Source organism: Hoskinsella mucinilytica, from assembly GCF_045223415.1.
Lineage (GTDB): Bacteria > Bacillota_I > Bacilli_A > Erysipelotrichales > Erysipelotrichaceae > Hoskinsella > Hoskinsella mucinilytica.
Window position 1 is genome coordinate 1 of the sequence record NZ_JBEQZJ010000001.1, and the last position, 20,165, is coordinate 20,165.

Here is a 20,165-nt window from a genome sequence, read left to right on the forward strand (position 1 = left end):
AGAAAGTACCACCATTACCGCAGATGTAAAGCTAGGAGATAAAAAGATTACAGATATTGAGAAGACAGTAGTAGCATGTTTTAAAGGTGATGATACAAATCCAACTGTTGGAACCGGAACCATTACACTTGGAGAACCAAATGAAGATTATGTGAAGGCAGGATCTTATACAGGAACATTAACTTTTAGCATCAAGTTAGAAGTTTTATCGGCTTAGGATCATGCGTAAAAAGGAAAGGAAATGAGGGACATATGAAAAAAATAGTTTCAATGATGATGATGGTATTGCTTATATCACCTGTTGCAATACAAGCAAAAGAAATCGATCAGGAAAGTACAAATAAAACAGAAGATACGAAGGTTACAACAAGTGTAGATTCCACTTATCTTGTTGTGATACCGGAAGATTGTAAGATCACAAAGGGAACATTGAATACGACGATGGAACTTGCGGTGGAAGGAAATCCTACACCGGATGCCAGTATTCAAGTAGATGTAGCAGCAACAGAATTGTGCAATCAAGGAAATAAAGAGTATAAGATTCCTTATCAATTGACAAGTGAAGGTAAGGAATTCAATAAAATTACATATTCTGAAAGTGAAATTAGGACAGGGACAAAAACACCACTTTCCATAGATATTACAAAGGAAGCATGGGATAACGCATTTGCAGGAGACTATAGTGCAACATTAACTTTCGCTATTCAATATTTAGAAGCGAATGGAGGAAATTAGAAAATGAAGAAATTAGTATGTAGTGTAGTAGCGTTGGGTATGATGCTTATGCCAATTACTGCAGAAGAAATCAATCAGGACAGTGAACCGCAAAGTGGCAAGACAATCATTTCTACGGAAATCGATCCAACTTATGAAGTCGTAATTCCGGAAAGTACTGCCATAGAGTTTGAAGCAGAAACAACGGAATTGGGCAGTGTCAAAGCAAATTGGGTACAGATCGATCCAGGGAAAAAGGTGTTGGTTAGCGTGGATGCCGGAGAATTACAAAATCAAGAGGATCCTTCTAAAACCATTCCTTATGAATTGGTAAGCGATGAGGAAGCATTCACATCAATGGATATTTTATCAACGGAGGACGAAGCTGTTATTCAGTTGAAAATCACCAAAGAAAATTGGAATAAAGCTTTCGCAGGGAAATATAAAGGAACTATCGTCTTTCATTTTTCCTATGTGGATAAACAATGATGCATAATAGAAAAGAATGTAGGTGATGCTTCATGAAAAAAATAGGTAGCCTATTACTTTTGATCGGTATCTTGTGTTGTCAAAATGGAGTAGTTATTATGGCAAGTGAAGGAATAGGCACAACAGAAATAACGACAGAAGTACCTGAAACACATCACATCGATGTGATAGGTGAGCATGTAGAAGTGTTTGAAGAAGGAACTTTAGTGAAACAGATCACAGCAAAGCGATTATCAACACCAAAGATTTTGCTTCGAAGTGTCAGTGGATATGAAATTGAACAAGTGATGTTAGGGAATGTTGATATCACCAACCAAATCAAAGGTGGGTATTATACCTTTGAGCCTGTTTATCAGAATCAGGAATTAAAAGTAAAGACTGTACAAAGTATGCCTATGAACCAAAAGTTGTATAGGATAAGTGGAAAAGTTTTAAAAGATGCTCAGCCAATGTCCGGTGTCACTGTGGAACTTCGAAGTAGCTTACAGACACAGATTACGGATAAACATGGTTCCTTTACCTTTGAACGTGTAGATATCGGTCATCATAGTATCACCGTACTAAAAGATGGTACCGTAATCGGTTATGTTGAATTTCAGTTGTTAAAGGGAAATAGCACCAAAGATGTTATTGTGGAAGTGAATGAGAATGGAAGTTATACATTAAGTGCTCATCAAAGTTTTGACGCAATTGAATTAAACCTTCGTTTAAATGAGGATGGAACAATAGTGATAGAAACTGCCAAAGGAGTGATAGATACTAAGGATAGTGGAGTTGATACTGGGGATCAAAGTCATGTGTTCAATCTATTTCTGATGATGGGAGGAGCCGGTATCTTATTGCTGTTGATCATTCATAAAGGTAAAATACATAAGGAAAGGCCATGATGGCTTTTTCTTATGCGAATGGTGCTATACGAATGGTAGATAAGAGAAACTGGGATGTAATTGAAACTGTAGTGACTGAAATATGATATTTGAGGAAATTATATGAAATGTATGACATTGACATTACCATGTAAAACAATTAAAATACTTAGTATGTGAGATAGAAATAAAGATTTAATGTGTAGATTTGCTCACTGAAGTAGATGAATGCATGGAGGATATCGATGAAGATAGTGATTTGTGACGATGATAAAAGAGATAGAGAACATCTTTTTTCCGAATTAAAAGATATCTTTTCGTTAAAAAGAATCCAAGCTGATATCGATCTTTTTGAAACTGCTGAGCAATTGATGAAACAAAAAAATAAATATCATTATGATGTGTATTTCTTAGATATTTATATGAAAGAAATTGATGGTATTCAATTAGCAAAAACCATCAACCAACATCAGGAACATGCCGCTATCGTTTTAACAACTTCCAGTAAACATCATTATGCGGATGGTTTTGATATTGGCGCAGTTCATTACTTAGTAAAACCTTGTTCTACACAAGAAATCGATAAGGCTGTAACCAGATGTCTCAAATTAATTTCTATAGAGGATCAGTACTTAGAAGTCCTTGTCGATCGTGAAAAGAAAAAGATATTATATTCTCAGATAAATGTCATTGAATCACAGAATAGGTATTGTGTCATTCATACCGTGAATGCACAATATCGTACTTATCAACAATTAAATGATATAGAGGAAGAACTGAATGATGCTAGGTTTCTTCGTTGTCATAGGAGTTATTTGATCAATCTGGATTATGTACATGATTATCATAATGGGATATTTTTCCTTAAGGATAGCATTGAAATACCAGTGAAACGTGGAGATCGAAAGCTGTTAAAAAAGTATTATGAAGATTATTGCTTCGAGAAAATGAGAAGGCAATTTAAGGAGAATGGTTCCTAATGAATGAGGTTAGAATTTTTATTTCTGTATTTGTTTTGAATTTTCCGATTTTTTTGTTATGTACCATACCTTTTTTAGAAAAATTAAAGATTAAGTTATCGTCACTATTATTGATCATTGTGGTTAACATCATGTTTTTAAGTTTGTTTTATGTGATGATCGATATCTATTTTGCGCAAACAAAGTGGGTAGATACGATAGGCATGATATTATTTTATATGCTATTTCTATATGAATATAAAAAATGTTTTGATATTGAATTAGCAAAGCTTATTTATGTATTTTTGATTGCTCAGGTTTATGCAAATATGTTAAATATTGCTTCTCAATATCTTTCTGCTCATTTCTTTCCTGAAAGCGTAGATGAGTTTATTGCATTACCTCAAACTCTTATTTTAGGAGGATTTATGGTAATCACTTATCCATTTGTATATCAGTTTTTGAAAAACAGACTACATGATGCATTGGATATGATACCTGTGAAAAATTTTTGGCAACTTTGTATTAGTCCGATCTTACTTTTTATCGTTAATATGATTTATTTGAGTACGTTTGATCAATTTACTTACCATGATGTGGAAGTGTTTTTGATATATATATTAATGATCATCAGTGGATTGATTACTTATTTTGTTTCTTTACGAATAGCATTAGATGCTGCAAAGGCTGTATTATTAGAATCAGAAAGAGAAGCTTTAAAAGATCAAATGGAGCTACAGACGAGAAGTTATTTAAATATCATTCAGATGCTGGATGTAACGAAAAAGGCACAGCATGATTTACATCATCATATGGCTGTGATTCATGCATATTTAGAACAAGATGATCAAGCGTATTTAAAAGAATATCTAACGCAATATATGCAACAATTACCAAAAGAACAAGATGTTGTCATATGTTCGAATTATGCGGTAAATGCAGTGGTTCAATATTATATATCTTTGTTGAAAGATAACGATGTAGAAGTAAATTTAAAGTTAGATTTTTCAAATGCAGAAGGGATATCAGATGCGGATTTTTGTATTATATTCGGAAATCTTTTTGAAAATGCAGTCATAAGTTTAAATAAACAACAATTAGGTCATAAGTTTTTACATGCGGAATGTAGTGTTATCGCAGATAATTTTATGATTTTAGTAGAGAATTCTTGTGATGATCATTACTTGAGAAAAAAAGGCATAGGACAGCGTTCCATCTTAGCAATCGCAAATGCAAATCATGGAACAGCTCGCTTTGAATTAAACGAACATGTGTATGAAAGTTCAGTAATGTTAAGAATTAAGTCTTAACGATCACAATAGGAAATAACGAGATCTCAAAAAAAGAGTTCTCGTTTTTTTTGTGCAATAATAGCCAACCGTACAGTTTTCTACAAGTGAAATGCAATTTACTACCATTTAGTTGAGATTGAGATGGGTTCCTAAGATAATAAAACTATATTTATGATAAAAATAAATATACGGGGAGATGTTATCGATGAATTCGGAAAACGAAATGAGAGAACTAGAGAGGCTCAGAGATGAAAATAAACGACTAAGTACCTTGGTAGAAATTGATTGGCTGACAGATATTTATAATCGTGGTGCAGTAGCAACCAAAATAAATAGCTATTTAAAAGCGAATCAGACAGGTGTTTTATTTGTGATGGATATCAATCGTTTTAAAAAAATCAATGATGTATATGGTCATTTATGTGGCGATAATGTATTGCGTAATGTCGGTAAGATATTAAAGCAGATAGCGCAAAACGAGGGAATCGCAGGACGCATTGGTGGAGATGAATTCATCTTATTTATTATGGATATCAAAGCATCTTTTATGATCAATGAGATGGAACATAACATTGAAACAAAGCTTTCTCAAATAACATATGGAAAGAAACATATACCGTTATCGATTGCGGTGCGTGGAGCTATATCAGAAGAACAAGATACGTATGAAACACTTTTTCAAAAAGCTGATCAACGCTTATTGCGACAGAAAGAGCAATTAAAGCAATATCCCAGTACCATACGTGACAGTATTCATAAGGATAGCTTTCTGATACAGCAGGAGCTCAAAGAAACAGATATGTGTCAGGGTGCTTATTGTCAACATTATGATGCATTTAAAAGCATCTATCGCTTTTTAGAGCGATGCTTGAATAGAAGTGAACGTCATATTTATTTGATTTTGTTGACACTGTCAGAAGATGACGAACAATTGCCTTATGAAAATCAAGAGGCATATATGAAACAGTTAAATGATGCAATACAGCATTCTTTACGTATCGGTGATGTGTTTACCAGATATAGTAGTTGTCAATTTCTGATTATGGCAGTGGATACAGATGAAAAAGATATTGTTTCTATTGTAAATCGAATTAAAAAAACGTTTTTTGATAAGGAACAAGATAGTGTAAAAAAGATGATCCTGTATCATAGTTTTCCTTTAGAGGCGGTAGCTCATGATGGACATATACAGGGAAATTAGGAAAGTTTAGGTGAAAATTATGAGTCATAAGAAAATGAAAATATTATTGATAGGGGCCTATGGGACATTTACCAATGATCTGATCCAAAGATTTTATAAAGAAAAACATACCATTTACCTTATTTGTGGAGAAAATGTAAAGCATAAAAGTAGAAAAGTTTTCGAACAATATAGTTTCTCTTATCAAAATAGTAGTATGCGAAGAATCATAGAAAGTATCAAACCGGATCTGGTCTTGTATACAGGGGTATTTGATCCTTTATTTGAATGGAAAAATATAGAAGCTGATTCTGTACAATATATTGCTTCTTTGATGAATGTGCTATTGGCTTGTGAACAAAATCAAGTGGAACGATTTGTGTATTTATCAAATGAAATGGTATATCAGGAAAATTATACGTGTCTGATTACGGAAGATGAAACTATGACACCAAAGACTTTTATTGGTAGAACGTATGCGCAAGCTGAAGAACTGATCAAGAGTTATCAAAGTCATGGTATGATGCAAGTTACTACATTACGAATTGCACATCTATATGGTATGGTAGAAAATCGCAAAGAGTGTAACGACATCGTTCATAAAATAGCACTTGATATCTTAACAAAACCAACTTTGACTTGTAGACAACATTGTACTTATCAAATCACTTATAGAAAAGATGCAATGGAAGCTATTTATAAAATCTGTATGGAACCGCATTTGAATTATGATTGTTATCATATTGCAAATAGTGAAAGTATGAATGATGAAAAAATCGCAATGATGATATTATCGATGATACAAAAAGATATTTATATCGAACATTTGGATCAGCTAACTTCAGATATTCAATTAGATCAATCCAGATTTCAGAATGAATTTGAGTTTCAATATTTGATAGATTCTAAAGAAGGTATTCAAAAAGTTGTTCAACATATCATGGAGCATAAAGAAGATTTTTTGACATTCGATGAGATGAGAGAATATAGATATCGTACACTATGGCAAAAATTAAGTGCAAGTGCGAAAGTGATATGGCCATATATGGAAAATATCGTTGTATTGCTGTTCATGTATTTTGTTTCTTATGGAGTGTCTAGTGATGTATTTTTTGGGAAAATCGATTTGTTTGTATTGTATGTTTTATTGTTTGCGGTAGTGTATGGAAAAGGACAAGGGGTTTTTTCTGCCTTTTTAAGTGTGTTGGCATACTTTTTCCACTTCTCACGATTATCTGGTATGTTTGAAGTATTGATTAGTTATGATACTTATGTTTGGATTGCACAGTTATTCATCATTGCGATGTCTGTTGGTCATTTACATGATCATATGGTTATGATCAAGGATGATAAGGATGAAGAAATACAGTTCTTAACGCATCAATTAAAAGATATGCAAATGATTCATAACAGCAATTTGAAAGTGAAGGATGTATTGGAAAATAGGATCATCAATTATGATGACAGTTTAGGTAAGATATATGATATCACAGCACAACTAGATAGTATGGATCCCAGAGATGTTATTTTCAGAGCAGCTCCGATGTTATCAACGTTTATGGAAACAAAGGATATTGCGATATATCAAATTGTCAATGACGAATATGCAAGGTTATTATCAGCGACAAGCAAACGTGCGAAATCACTTGGAAAGTCCATACGATATTGTGAGATGGAATGGATGCAAGCTTTCCAAAAACAGGCCGTATATATCAATAAAACGTTACATCCGCAACTACCTTCTATGGCAAGTGCTTTGTATGATGATCACCATTTAGATTTGATCGTAATGGTTTGGGGGTTGCCAATGGAGAAAATGACGAATTATCAAGCAAATACGTTGTCTGTCTTAAGTTTAATGATGAGTAAGGCATTGGGACAGGCATCACGTTATATGAAGGCTCAGGAGGATCAAAAATATGTAGAGCATTCTGCATTGATGACCATGCCGGCTTTTAAAGAATTAACAAAAATGTATGATCATGCGATGTCCAAAGGGCTATGTGATATTGCCTTATTTCATGTGGATAGTAAGGAGGAAGACCTGATTACAAAAGCGAAACAGATTGCTAAGCTCTTAAGAGTGAGTGATTTTCTGGGATTGGATCAGCAACAACGATTATGTATCCTTTTAACAAATACGTCCCAAGATGAGGCAGAGGTCGTAAAGGAAAGATTATTTCAGCATGATATCATTGCGAGTCCGATAAAGGTTGGTGATGAATTTGCTTAGTTCAGATCAGTTTGTATTATGGATCATAATTATGCATCTCATGATTGCTGTAGGATATGTTATTTATGGCTTTATCAAAGGCAAAGATCGAAAGAAGTATGTGATCGTGGCGATCATCATTGCCATAACACCTCCAATAGGCCGTGTAATCTTTATCGTTGCGCAATTATTATATAACATCTTATTTGCTAAGGATATCGATAGAGATGCTGTAAGTTTTTCTAAGAAAAGAGTAAAAATTTATACTTTACCGGATGAAGAAAGAGAATTAAATGTCGTTCCTGTCAATGAGACCCTGGCTGTTTCTGATAAAGGAACTCAGCGTCAATTGATCTTGAATGTATTAAAGGATTATTATGATCATTCTCTGGCAACCATTAGCGAAGCGTTGCACAGTAGGGATAGTGAAGTCAGTCATTATGCAGCATCGGCTTTGATGGACGCAATCTCAGATTTTCGTTCTACTGCGCAAAACATGTTACATGCCATGCAAAAACATCAAGATGATATGGAAGTTAAGATGATTTGTTTTTGTTATTTAAGAGATGCTTTGAGAAAGCGATTCTTACCTGGCTTGGAATATAAAAGTTATATTTACACATTAAATGATGTATTAAAAGAGATGGTGGATTTTGATGAGGATCTTGTGGTACCCCAGTGCTATGAAGATATGGCAGACTTCTTATTAGAATTGAAAGATTATACCAATGCCTATCTATGGTGTGAACAGTTAAAAATGCAATATCCGTTTACCCTTTCTTATTATAAAAGCGCAATGAAGCTGGCTTATGCAGAAGGGAATACTTCCTTGTTTTTTTCCTTGATAAAACAATTGGAAGGCTCTGATATCAATATTGACAGCATAACGTTAGACTTGATTCGAACCTTAAAGCATTCATGAAAGGGTGAGCAAAATGAATTATGTTTTTGAGATGTTATCAATGCTATTCCTGTATTTGATTCTTTATTATGCGATACCATTGATGATGTGGAAAGAGTATTTAAAGGATAAGTCTTATATTTATCGCTTTGCTTTTGTTAGTGTGGTACAGACATTTATCGTAATTCAGTTGGTATTATATTTACAGTTATTGCATCTATGCAACGTTTATACGATCACGATTTCCTACATAGTCTTATTTTATTACATACGATATTATAAACGATGGTATTTGATGAAGGAAATGATGACTTCATTTGGATGTGATGTACAGAAATTAATCTTTTCTACCATGGGAATGAAAAGTTTTCTATTGATTTATTTTGAAAAAGGTTGGCTTTGTATCAAAAAAGCATTCATGCCCTTGCTTCAGATGTTGAAGAGGCATTGGCTGGAAGCTTTGTTACTGACATTGATCATGGGATATGGGTTTTGGTATTATTCCTATGGCGTAATGCATTTTAATCATTATGGTTTCGGTGATTTCACAGTTCATCATTCTTGGATCATAGATATGAAAAAAGGAATTTTATTCTCTGATGGAATTTATCCTATGGGAATGCATTGTCTTGTCTATTTTTTAGATATGTTCAGTATCTTCCCTTTAAGGAATGCAAATCTTTATTTGGGTTTATATCAAAGTATGGTCATGTTTCTTATGTTATATGTGCTTGTTCGCTCCCTTTGTAAAAGTAGGATATTACCATTGATCTCTGTGTTGATCATGGCTGCACTTCATGTGTTTGATATCATTCCTATGGCAAGGATTCAATGGACCTTACCTCAAGAAGTAGGGATATATAGCGTGATAGCAACAGTATATTTTCTATATCGTTATCTTCATCAACCAATGGAAAAAAAGCCACAGAAGTGGTATGCGATACGTCAAGATCTTGGAAAACAAGCGTTATTACAACCGGATCTGATCTTGTTTGGAATGAGTGTTGCTTTAACCATATGTATTCATTTCTATGATACGATTTTAGCGTTCTTTCTTTGTGTGGGAATCGCTATCGCATATATCTATAAAGTGTTAGCAAAGCGTTATTTTCTTCCTTTATTGGTTACATGTATCATGGCACTGATCATTTCTTGTGTGCCTTTTGGCGTAGGTCTGTTGGAAGGAAAAGGGATACAAGCTTCTTTAAATTGGGCAACGGATGTCATGGAAAATAAAGATGTAGATGGTACAACGCTAAGCGCTACTGACGCTATTAGCCAAACAGAGAAAACGGATAAAGAAAAGGATAAAAAAGCGGAAACAGCAAAGCAGATCACTGTGCAAAAAGCCATACAGATCATGTATCAAAGTATCACACAAACGATATTCGGACATACATGGGGAACATGGTATATGGTTGCTATGGCAATATGCTTTGTCCACGCACTTCTTGCTTTAATGAAAAGACAGTTGTTGATGTTTTCTAAGATGATATCTATCATCTTACAAGGTCTGTTGTTGATTTTCTTATATGATATGTCCTTATTAGGATTACCTATGTTGGTAGCACAACTTAGAGTCTATGTGTTCTTAATTCTTCATTTTGCGATGGTTGTGTCTATGACAGCAGATATATGTTATGAGCTTCCTTATGTTAGATATCGTAAAAAAGCATATATCGGTATGGAAACATGCAGTTTGGCAGGACTTCTCTTCTTTACTTATGCTATTTATGATCAAGGTTGGGATGATAAAAAACTATATCAAGAGTTTACAATCTATAATGATGCAATCGATTGTACGAATCAAATTAATCATCAATTTCCTGATAATCAATGGACTGTGATATCTACGATATCTGAATTAACAACAACCAAAGAACACGGATATCATTATGAATTGTGGGAATTTTTAAGAGATATTGAAAAAGGAAAATCGCAATATATTCCTACGCAACATGTATTCATCTATGTGGAAAAAAAGCCCATGGATTATGCAAACTATGTTTATTATAATGACATGAAAATAAATCAATTCAAGTTAAGTGAAAAAGAAGCAAAACGCAAATTAAATTTAGAAAATCAAACAGATGATATCTATAAGGGAAGTGATCGTGTTTCTATTTTCTCTAAGACCTATGTTTGGTGTCAGATGATGTTGAAGATGTATCCTAACGATTTTACGATTTATTATGACAGTGATGATTTTGTATGTTATCAACTTACGCAAAATCCATTTCATCTTATTGATTTGAGTATACCGTTGGATGATACAGATAGAAAGGTGTGGCCAGCTTATGATTAAGAAAGAGTATTATGTGATTAGTATTTTGATCATGGTGATGGTATTGATCATGTTTCAAAGTCTTGGTGTTGCGACCTCTCTTTTCCAACAAGAGGATCAAAATGTTTATACCAAACAAACGACCTTATATGAAAATAGTGCAATGACGAATTATGAAGTCACTGATCAAGAAAACATCGCCATTTATGATACAAACGATTCCTATATAAAAGATTGGGCTATCGAAAATAAAATGACCTACCATATGTATGAAAATATAACGGATATGTTACAAAGTAAAGCAGAGCTTTTGATCATCGATCCCAAGGAGCTATCACAAAAGGATTATGATGAATTATATGATCTGAAGTTAGATGGGAAAGTTTTGGTATTCACGAATTTACCGGCTGAATCCTATTTGAAAAACGATAAGGTCAAAGCATTATTGGGTATTGAAGCATATAAAGGAAAGAAAGAAATTCACTATATCAAAGTGTATGATGGATTTTTCATTGGGCAAGAAACGCATTATCAAGAGGATGTCGATTTAGTGATACCTTATGTTTCCTTAAAAAGTGGATATAAGGTCTTTATGGATGGTTATTTGGATAAAGAAGCGGATATCAAAAATGAAGAAATGCCACCTATCTTTTGGAGAAGTTATGTTCATGAGGGATTGGTATATGTCATGAACAATGATTTTATGGAGGATAACACCATAGGTAGAGGGATTCTAACCGGGATATGTAATGACTATATGCCGTATCATCTTTATCCTGTAGTAAATGCAAAGGCTATGGTGTTGGTGAATTTTCCGATGATATCCAATGAAAATCAAGAGGCATTGGAAAAACGTTATAGTAGATCCTCCATATCATTGATGAGAGATGTGGTATATCCCCAATTGATTTCTATCATGGATCAAATAGAAATGAAAGGAACCTTCTTATTCTCCAGTCGATTGGATTATACACAAACAACCCCGATCGATGAAGATGCTTTATCCTTTTATATGACACATTTGAATAGAGAAGGTGCGGAATTTGGGTTATCGGGTATTCAACGAAGTTCCTTATCTTTGAAAGAGAAGTTATCACAGGATCTCAATATCTTTCAAAAACAATATCCGCATTATGCGTTCCATGTGTTTGCGGCAGGTACGCAAACACAAGCACAGTTAAACGCTTTATCCAATCAGTTTCAAGATTTAAAAACCTTTTTTGTGCCGGATCAATTCTCTGAGCGGTTGTTTGGATTTTTAGATAAGAAAAGTCTTTTTATCCGATCCAATTGGACAATGAATCAATATACCTATGTAGATGATTTAAAACTGAAAAGTTTGTTTACATCGTTGGGTATGTTAAATATGACAGTAGATATGAAAAATCTTATCTATCCTGAATCAGATAAGGATGATTGGACCGTATTAAGTAAAGATATGTCTCGATTTGCGAGTACGTATTTAAAACCATATCAATCATTTGATCATACACTGTTAAGTGAAACCGATCAACGTATTCGAAGATTTCTAGCGATGGATATGACTCACAAGAGAGTAGATCAAAGCATAGAAGTTTCCATAAAAGGCTTTGAGGAAGAAGCGTACTTTATTTTGAATTTACATAATGAAACTATTGAAGATTGTGATCATGCGACATTTGAAGAAGTTGATGATGGTGTGTATTTGATTCATGCAAAGGAAGCATCGTTCACAATACATGTAAAGGAGGCAACATCATGAGAATATGTATGATCGTAGAAGGTTGTTATCCTTATGTTGTCGGTGGTGTATCCAGTTGGGTACATGCGATGATCAAAAGCTTTCCTCAACATGAATTTATCATTCATGCGATCGTCGCAAATCGTTCTGTAAGAGGAAAATTTCTGTACGAATTGCCTGAAAATGTGGTAGAAGTCAGAGAAATCTATTTAGATGATGATGACTATGTAGGGCCAATGGATTTTAAAAGCAAACGATTGTTGAAGCTACATGAAAGACGATTATCAACGCTTGGTAGAAGAGCGTTACAATCTTTATTTGAAGGTAGTGATGTAGATTTTCATCAATTGTTTCAGATATTCCAAAAAGATCATTTTTCCATAGATGATGTCTTAATGGGACAGGATTTTTTAGAACTTGCGCAAGGTTATTATCAACGTGCTTATCCGGAAATTGTATTCACCGATTTCTTATGGACGCTTCGCTCTATTTACCTTCCTTTGTTTTTCACCTTGAGAAGTACACCGGCTCGTGCGGATGTATATCATTGTATTTCAACCGGTTATGCAGGTATCTTTGGAACAATGGGAAAATATCTTTATCCGGATAGTCATCTTTTGATCAGTGAACATGGAATTTATACAAGGGAGAGGGAAGAAGAATTGATCAAAGCATCTTGGGTAAAAGGTGTTTATAAAAATATATGGATCTCACAATTTCATAAGCTATCTTATTATGCTTATCAATGTGCAGACGTTGTAACTTGTTTATTCAAAGGAGCTAAGGAATTACAAATAGAATTGGGATGTCCAAAGGAAAAGATAGAGATTACACCAAATGGTATCGATATGGAACCTTTTGCGCATTTAAAACGTAAAGATCCATGTGATGAATTTATTCATATCGGTGCGATTCTTCGTGTGACTCCGATCAAGGATGTAAAAACGATGCTTATGGCATTTCATTATGCAAAGAAAGAAGAACCTCGTTTAAAGTTATGGGTGATGGGACCTTATGATGAACATATCCGCTATTATGAAGAGTGTTTACAAATTGTACAACAAATGAAGATTCAGGATGTAGTCTTTACCGGAAGGGTTCAAGTTCATGAGTATCTGGGTAAGATGGATATGACGATTCTGACAAGTATTTCAGAAGGACAACCACTTACGATATTGGAAAGCTTTGCGGCAAAGAAACCCGTCATAGCAACCAATGTAGGAAACTGCTATGGATTGATCATGGGAGAAGGTAAGGAAGAAAAGGCTGCCGGAATCCTGACGTCTATCATGGATGTGAATGGTATCTCTCAAGCAATCTTAACGTTGGCAAGAAATGAAAAGATGAGAAAGCAAATGGGAGAAATCGGTTATGAAAGAGTAAAGGAAAGCTATCAGCTTCCTATGTTGAAACAAACCTACGAAAAGCTATATGGAAGATGGAATAGAGGTGATACAACATGGCAGGAATAGGAATCGATTTACATAGAGTATTTAAAAAGCAAACCATTGTTTCCGCCTTGATCGGTGTTGGATACAGTACAATAGCGACCATTGCGCCGATGTTGGTCATCATGGCATCTTTATTGTTTATGTATGCCTTCTTGGGTTATGATTCCGTTTTATATTTTGATAGAGAATTATTTGCTTGTTCGATCCTCTATATCTTCATTTTTGCGTTATTGACAACATCGCCTTTTAATTCTGTCATATCAAAATATTTGACTGATAAGATCTTTGATGAAGAAATTGAAGATGTATTGCCTTGTTATTATGTTGGATTACTAATGAATTTGTGTTTCTCTTGTTTGTTAGCCATACCGTTTTATATTTATGAGGTATTGGTTGGAGGAGTTGCGATATTATACGTGTTTACATCTTTTGGTTGTTTTATCGCTTTATGTATGACCTTTTATTCCATGTTATATCTATCAGTGACAAAAGATTATAAAGCCATTTCTTTGTTTTATACGATAGGGGCAATCATTGCATTTCTTGTGGCAATGATTGCGGTATCTATGTTTGATTGCTTAGTGACATATGCCATGTTGTTAGGACTTAGTGTAGGTTTTACAATGATAGCTGCTTTAGAGTTTTCGTTGATCAAGCATTATTTTCATGATCATTCACGAAACTACACAGGTGTTTTTGAATATTTCAGAGGATATTGGAAACTGATCCTCGCAAATCTTCTTTATGTATTAGGGTTGTTTGTGCATAATTTTGTGTTCTGGTGTGCACCCACTCATCTTGTGGTCGCCAATACTTATGTATGCAATCAGCCTTATGATATGGCAAGCTGTATTGCTATGTTTACGAATATCAGTGCATCGGTCATTTTCATTACTCAAGTGGAATTACATTTTTCTAGGCGTTATAAATATTATTCAGAAATGGTGATTGGTGGCAGACTTAAAGACATTCAACAGGCAAAAACAAGAATGTTTCGATTATTATCTAAGCAGTTGTTAACATTGGTACAAGCACAATTTAGCATCTCAGTGATTTTGTTTCTGTTATGTATGATCTTATTACCACAATTCGGCTTTTCCGGTTTGACTATGGATATTTATCCATCCCTTGCGGCAGGCTATTTTGTATTGTTCTTGATGTTTTCCGGAATCATCTTTCTGTACTATTTTGAAGATTTGGATGGTGCATTATGGACAAGTGCTGTCTTTGCGTGCGTTACCTTTCTTGTGTCTTTACAAGCGATGCTATATGCACAACCTAGATGGTATGGTATCGGCGTTTTTGTAGGAGCGATATGTGGATGGAGCATTGCTTATTTTCGCTTAAGACATTGTGAACAAAGCATTGATGCCAGGGTATTTTGTAGAGGTTCCGTATTAAAAAAACGATATCAACAAATGCCAACGGACATTGTCTATCATCGAGAAAAGGAGTGTGATTGATATGAGTTTTATGACAAGCTTGATGATCGTTTTGGTAGGAACCGGTATGCTGTTCATGATCTTAAGAAATGTTTATCAAAAGAAGATTTCAGAAAAGCATGGCGTCCTATGGATCTTTTGTTCGTTATTGATCATCCTTGGTGGTTTATTTCCAAAGGGTGTCATATTGATTGCGAATTTGTTTGGTATCGAATATGCACCTGCGGGAATTTTTACCTTTGCGATCATTCTGTTATTGATCCTGGTATATAAAGATACGCAGAAGATTTCCGGATTGACCATACGTGTACAAGAACTCTCCATGCAAATCGCCTTATTGAATTTGGAAAACAAACGATTGATCGAGGAAATGGCAAAAAACAGAAAGGTAAGCAAATCAGAATTGATGGCAGGTGAGATGAATGAAAAAGAAGATCTTATTCACGATTAACACCATGGGACAAGCCGGTGCTGAAAAAGCAATGATCGAGCTTATGAAAGTATTGGATCCATCCTTATATGAAATCGATCTATATGTCATGATTCCAAGAGGCGAAATGTTTACCATCTTACCTAACTATGTAAATATTTTAAATCCAAGTTATGATACAAATAGATTGTTGGGGAAAGAAGGAAGACGCTTTCTATACAAAACAACCATAAAGGCCTTATGGTATCATGGAAACTTTTTGACACATGCGCCTTTTATGATCAAAAACATATGTCAACAGAAAGCTCGAGGAAAGCTACAGTTGGAAAAATTGTTTTATCCTATATTATCAGATGGCGCAAAACCGTTGAAACAAACATATGATTTAGCAATTGCTTTTTTGGAAGGAGCCTCAGCTTATTATGTCGCTGATCATGTAAAAGCCAAAAAGAAGGTTGCTTTTATTCATATCGATTATCAAATGGCCGGATATACCCCATATATGGATCGTCATTGTTTTGATCGATTTGATCGTATTTACGCAGTATCCAATGAGGTAAAGGAAAAATTTCTTCAAGTGTATCCCCAGCATAAAAATAAGAGTTTTATTTTTCATAATATTATCAATGAAAAGGAAATCAAACGTGCAGCTGAAAAGGGATCAGGATTTCAGGATGATTTTACCGGTATGAGGATATTAACAGTAGGAAGACTGCATCCGCAAAAAGCGTACCCTATTGCGATAGAAGCACAAGCATTGTTAAAACAAAGAGGCTTAAACGTTCGCTGGTATGTATTGGGAGAAGGCAGCCAACGAGTAGCATTAGAGAAATTAATCAACGATTTACACTTACAAAAAGATTTTATATTACTTGGGGCAGTAAAAAATCCTTATCCTTACTATAAGGAATGTGATCTTTATGTGCATGCGACTGCCTTTGAAGGAAAAAGTATAGCAATCGAAGAGGCTCAGGTGTTGGGAAAAGCGATTCTTGCCAGTGATTGTACGGGAAACAGAGAACAAATTCAATCTGGTATCGATGGTGAATTGGTCGCATTGGATGTAGAAGCGATAGCGAATGCAATTCAACGTTTATATCGACATCCCTCCTTACGGGTACGCTATGCGAAACAAGCATTACAAAAGCATTTTGATTATGAAAAAGATGTGGCGAATTTATTACATCTTATGAGGTGAAGTAATGGAAAAAGAAGTATTGATCATTATACCGGCGTATAATGAGGCACAGGCGATATCACCTGTATTAAAAGAGTTGAAAACATTAACCAATGCATTTGCGGATATTTTGGTTATCAATGATTCCTCTGCGGATCAAACCTCTAGAATCGTACAAGAGGAAGGTATTTTGGTAGCTTCACAAGTATTTAATTTAGGCTATGGATCAGCATTACAGACCGGATATAAATATGCCATACGATATGGATATCAATATATCATACAATTAGATGCGGATGGACAACATGATCCTATGAACGTCTTACATATTTATGAAAGATTAAAAAGTGATCGTAAACCTGATATCGTCATTGGTTCTCGCTTTTTAGAAGGTAGTCAATCCTTTAAAGTATCAGGTATCAAACGAATGACCATGAAGTATTTTAGCTTTATCATTCAGCGATTCGGACATCAAAAAATCACAGATCCTACCAGTGGTCTACAAGGATTGTCACGAGCAGCGTTTCTTTACTATTCTTCCTTTAATTTATTTGATAATCAATATCCTGATGCAAACGTACTATTGCTTATGAGTTTATTAGAATATCAGATTGAGGAAATTCCCGCAATCATGTACGCAAGAGAATCAGGAACCAGCATGCATAGCGGATTAAAACCAATCTTTTATATGTTGGTAATGAATCTATGTATCTTTAATGTAATCTTACGAGTGAAAAGGCATAAAGAGAAAAGGAAACTAAATTATGAGAAACCTGCTATGTAGGACATATCGATGTAAACTGACGCATCCCAAAGAAAGTTATGAACCCTTGCATTTAACTGAATGTGGGTGGTATATGATTTCAAGGATAGAATTAAGCGAGCATATCATCTTATCTCCTCAATTTCTTGGAAATCAAAATGGTTTAGAGTTATTGGAAATCAATTTGATGAGATATCGGGACCGATCATTGAGTACGCAAGCTCTGGCTCAATTGAAACAGGTATTTCTTATGGTACGTGATGCGAAAAAGAAAATGATCTTACGGTTTACCTATGATATGGTAGGTGCCTGTATGGAAACAGAACCGGATAGCATTTCTGTGATATTAGAACATATGGAAAACTTATCTTGTTTGTTTTATGAATTTCAAGATATCATATATATTTATCAAGGTGTTTTTATGGGAAGTTGGGGAGAAATGCATGATTCTAGATTTGCGAATAGCGTGGATATTCAAAAACTATTTCAAAAATTGATTCAGGTAACTCCTGAAAATGCTTATATCGCTGTACGTACACCTGCCTTGTATCGTATGATCACTCGTAGCATGAAAGTCTGTTACAAAAAAGATTCGCAAAAAGGCAAAGGATTTCATCGCTTGGCTTTGTTTAATGATAGCTTTGTTAGCTCAGCTACGGATGTAGGTACTTATGGTTTTGTGAAGCAGAAAGAAGCCCGTCACTACTTTGAAAAATGGACAAGAGAAGATGAATTGAAGTTTCAAAAGGAACTTACCTTGGCTACACCAAGTGGTGGAGAAACCAGTGCGCTTTATACAGATATGGATATGGAACAAATCGTACAAGAATGTTTTGAGGCAGGGATAAGCTATTTGAATCATGAATATCATCCGGATGTGATCAAGCGTTGGAAAACAGAAAAGGTGATGAGTGGGGATTATCGAGGAAGAACTTATGATGAATACATTGGTAATCATATGGGATATCGATTGGTCATTCAGGATAGTATGGTTCGATATTTTAAGGAATGTATGAAAATAAGCATCACGATCATCAATAAAGGCTGTGCACCTGTATATCGAAAAAAACAACTTAGACTTTTATGCATGGGATCAGATCATGAGCATTTCTTTATACATAGTGATTCAGATATTACAGGCTTGAAAGACACATCGCTTACAATGGAATTTTGCATTGCGCATTCTCTTTTGAAAAGTGCTGAATATGAAATATACGTTCAGATCGTAGATGAAGATGTGAACCAAATACTTCCTTTTGCCAATCAAGGATTTCATGAAGAATTAGGGAATGAACTTGGCCATATCATCTATAAAAAAGGGCATTCAAAATGAAATTATCTTTGGTCATATCGATCGAACAAGCGTTGTTGACAGAATGTTTAGATAGCATACGAATGCAAACGGTAACGGATTACGAGGTATTGGTTTTGATAGAAGCGTGTAACCAAGCACATATAGATCTTTGTAAGCATTATGCATCCTTGATGCCTCAACACGTTTCTTTGATGACACGATCAACGCAATGTCTTGAACATACTGCCATCCAACAAGCAAAAGGCACATATATTCTTTTTATGAAAGGGACTGATATCTTTTCACATCCAAATGCTTTGAAAGAAGTGTTTTATGCGATAGAAAAAGAACCAGATGTTATTATATTGCCTATTTCCGCATGTGATGATCATGGAAAACTGTTATGGAAACAAAATTTATCCAATGTCGAGCCACAAGCAACGATCGGAGGTACCTATCATCAGATGTTAAACCAGGCACTGTTATGTCCCAGAGTTTATTGTAGTTGTTGTAAACGTTCTATATTGATCAAGCATCATTTATCCTATTATCCGGGTGTTCGATTAAAAGCGTTATATTTTATGCTAGTTTGCTGTAAGTTTTTCCATACATACGAAATGATACAAGGGCCTATCTATCAACCACTTAGATATCCTTTGATACGACCTTCGAAAGATCATTGTCTTTCAGATATACTATTTTTGATTGAGATATTTATAAAGGAACAATCTGATATGGAATATGATATGAAATGTTTTATGGAAGCTTATCTTATGAACTTATTTGAAATTGCAGTGTTGATATATTCAGATCAAAAAGATCCATCAAGATATCAATGGAAGAAACTATGTGATTGTGAAAGCCTATTTCATAAGGAAGATCGCCATCTTCCTATTTCCTTAAAGTTTGTTCATTGTGTTAAAAAATTTCGAGCTTCGGATCAGAAAAAAATCATAGATCGTATCACGATGTTACAGTCTTAACTTTAGAA

At 34.6% G+C, this 20,165-nt stretch carries 18 protein-coding genes; all 18 read left to right on the top strand.

Annotation, left to right across the window (positions count from 1 at the left end; translation table 11 throughout):
- On the top strand, positions 1-217 hold a 217-nt coding region (locus tag UGRO018_RS00005; protein ID WP_416324391.1), incomplete at its 5' end, for a hypothetical protein.
- 35 nt (positions 218-252) lie between these two features.
- Positions 253-735 carry a hypothetical protein gene (locus UGRO018_RS00010; RefSeq protein ID WP_416324392.1) on the top strand — a complete coding sequence of 161 codons (483 nt, stop codon included), beginning with the start codon at positions 253-255 and terminating at the stop codon, positions 733-735.
- Between the two features lie 3 nt (positions 736-738).
- The gene (locus tag UGRO018_RS00015; RefSeq protein WP_416324393.1) at positions 739-1,203 is read left to right on the top strand and encodes a hypothetical protein; all 465 of its coding nucleotides are present in this window, start codon (positions 739-741) and stop codon (positions 1,201-1,203) included.
- Between the two features lie 32 nt (positions 1,204-1,235).
- Complete coding sequence (locus UGRO018_RS00020; RefSeq protein ID WP_416324394.1) at positions 1,236-2,090, top strand: carboxypeptidase-like regulatory domain-containing protein; 855 nt, start codon at positions 1,236-1,238, stop codon at positions 2,088-2,090.
- Positions 2,091-2,314: 224 nt separating this feature from the next.
- Positions 2,315-3,049: a LytR/AlgR family response regulator transcription factor gene (locus tag UGRO018_RS00025; RefSeq protein ID WP_416324395.1), complete on the top strand. Its 735-nt coding sequence runs from the start codon at positions 2,315-2,317 to the stop codon at positions 3,047-3,049.
- A complete protein-coding gene (locus UGRO018_RS00030) occupies positions 3,049-4,338 on the top strand; it encodes a GHKL domain-containing protein (RefSeq protein ID WP_416324396.1) in 1,290 nt (429 codons plus the stop codon). Before UGRO018_RS00025 ends, UGRO018_RS00030 begins: the two co-directional genes overlap by 1 nt.
- A 187-nt stretch (positions 4,339-4,525) precedes the next feature.
- The gene (locus UGRO018_RS00035) at positions 4,526-5,521 is read left to right on the top strand and encodes a GGDEF domain-containing protein (RefSeq protein ID WP_416324397.1); all 996 of its coding nucleotides are present in this window, start codon (positions 4,526-4,528) and stop codon (positions 5,519-5,521) included.
- A gap of 19 nt (positions 5,522-5,540) precedes the next feature.
- Positions 5,541-7,733 (top strand): sugar nucleotide-binding protein, encoded by a 2,193-nt coding sequence (locus tag UGRO018_RS00040; protein ID WP_416324398.1) that lies wholly within the window; start codon positions 5,541-5,543, stop codon positions 7,731-7,733.
- Positions 7,720-8,634: a hypothetical protein gene (locus tag UGRO018_RS00045; RefSeq protein ID WP_416324399.1), complete on the top strand. Its 915-nt coding sequence runs from the start codon at positions 7,720-7,722 to the stop codon at positions 8,632-8,634. Before UGRO018_RS00040 ends, UGRO018_RS00045 begins: the two co-directional genes overlap by 14 nt.
- 13 nt (positions 8,635-8,647) lie before the next feature.
- Positions 8,648-10,918: a hypothetical protein gene (locus tag UGRO018_RS00050; protein WP_416324400.1), complete on the top strand. Its 2,271-nt coding sequence runs from the start codon at positions 8,648-8,650 to the stop codon at positions 10,916-10,918.
- Positions 10,911-12,638 (top strand): DUF2194 domain-containing protein, encoded by a 1,728-nt coding sequence (locus UGRO018_RS00055; RefSeq protein WP_416324401.1) that lies wholly within the window; start codon positions 10,911-10,913, stop codon positions 12,636-12,638. The genes UGRO018_RS00050 and UGRO018_RS00055 overlap by 8 nt, the downstream gene beginning before the upstream one ends.
- Positions 12,635-14,089, top strand: coding sequence for a GT4 family glycosyltransferase PelF (gene pelF, locus UGRO018_RS00060; RefSeq protein ID WP_416324402.1), 1,455 nt, complete (start codon positions 12,635-12,637; stop codon positions 14,087-14,089). Before UGRO018_RS00055 ends, pelF begins: the two co-directional genes overlap by 4 nt.
- The gene (gene pelG, locus UGRO018_RS00065) at positions 14,077-15,531 is read left to right on the top strand and encodes an exopolysaccharide Pel transporter PelG (RefSeq protein ID WP_416324403.1); all 1,455 of its coding nucleotides are present in this window, start codon (positions 14,077-14,079) and stop codon (positions 15,529-15,531) included. The genes pelF and pelG overlap by 13 nt, the downstream gene beginning before the upstream one ends.
- A 1-nt stretch (position 15,532) precedes the next feature.
- Positions 15,533-15,961 (top strand): DUF2304 domain-containing protein, encoded by a 429-nt coding sequence (locus tag UGRO018_RS00070; protein ID WP_416324404.1) that lies wholly within the window; start codon positions 15,533-15,535, stop codon positions 15,959-15,961.
- Positions 15,933-17,138, top strand: a complete 1,206-nt coding sequence (locus tag UGRO018_RS00075) for a glycosyltransferase (protein ID WP_416324405.1) — start codon at positions 15,933-15,935, stop codon at positions 17,136-17,138. The genes UGRO018_RS00070 and UGRO018_RS00075 overlap by 29 nt, the downstream gene beginning before the upstream one ends.
- A 4-nt stretch (positions 17,139-17,142) precedes the next feature.
- Positions 17,143-17,901 carry a glycosyltransferase family 2 protein gene (locus UGRO018_RS00080; protein ID WP_416324406.1) on the top strand — a complete coding sequence of 253 codons (759 nt, stop codon included), beginning with the start codon at positions 17,143-17,145 and terminating at the stop codon, positions 17,899-17,901.
- Positions 17,882-19,213, top strand: a complete 1,332-nt coding sequence (locus UGRO018_RS00085; RefSeq protein ID WP_416324407.1) for a DUF4874 domain-containing protein — start codon at positions 17,882-17,884, stop codon at positions 19,211-19,213. The genes UGRO018_RS00080 and UGRO018_RS00085 overlap by 20 nt, the downstream gene beginning before the upstream one ends.
- Positions 19,210-20,157, top strand: a complete 948-nt coding sequence (locus UGRO018_RS00090) for a glycosyltransferase (protein WP_416324408.1) — start codon at positions 19,210-19,212, stop codon at positions 20,155-20,157. Before UGRO018_RS00085 ends, UGRO018_RS00090 begins: the two co-directional genes overlap by 4 nt.
- The last annotated feature ends 8 nt before the right edge of the window (positions 20,158-20,165 follow it).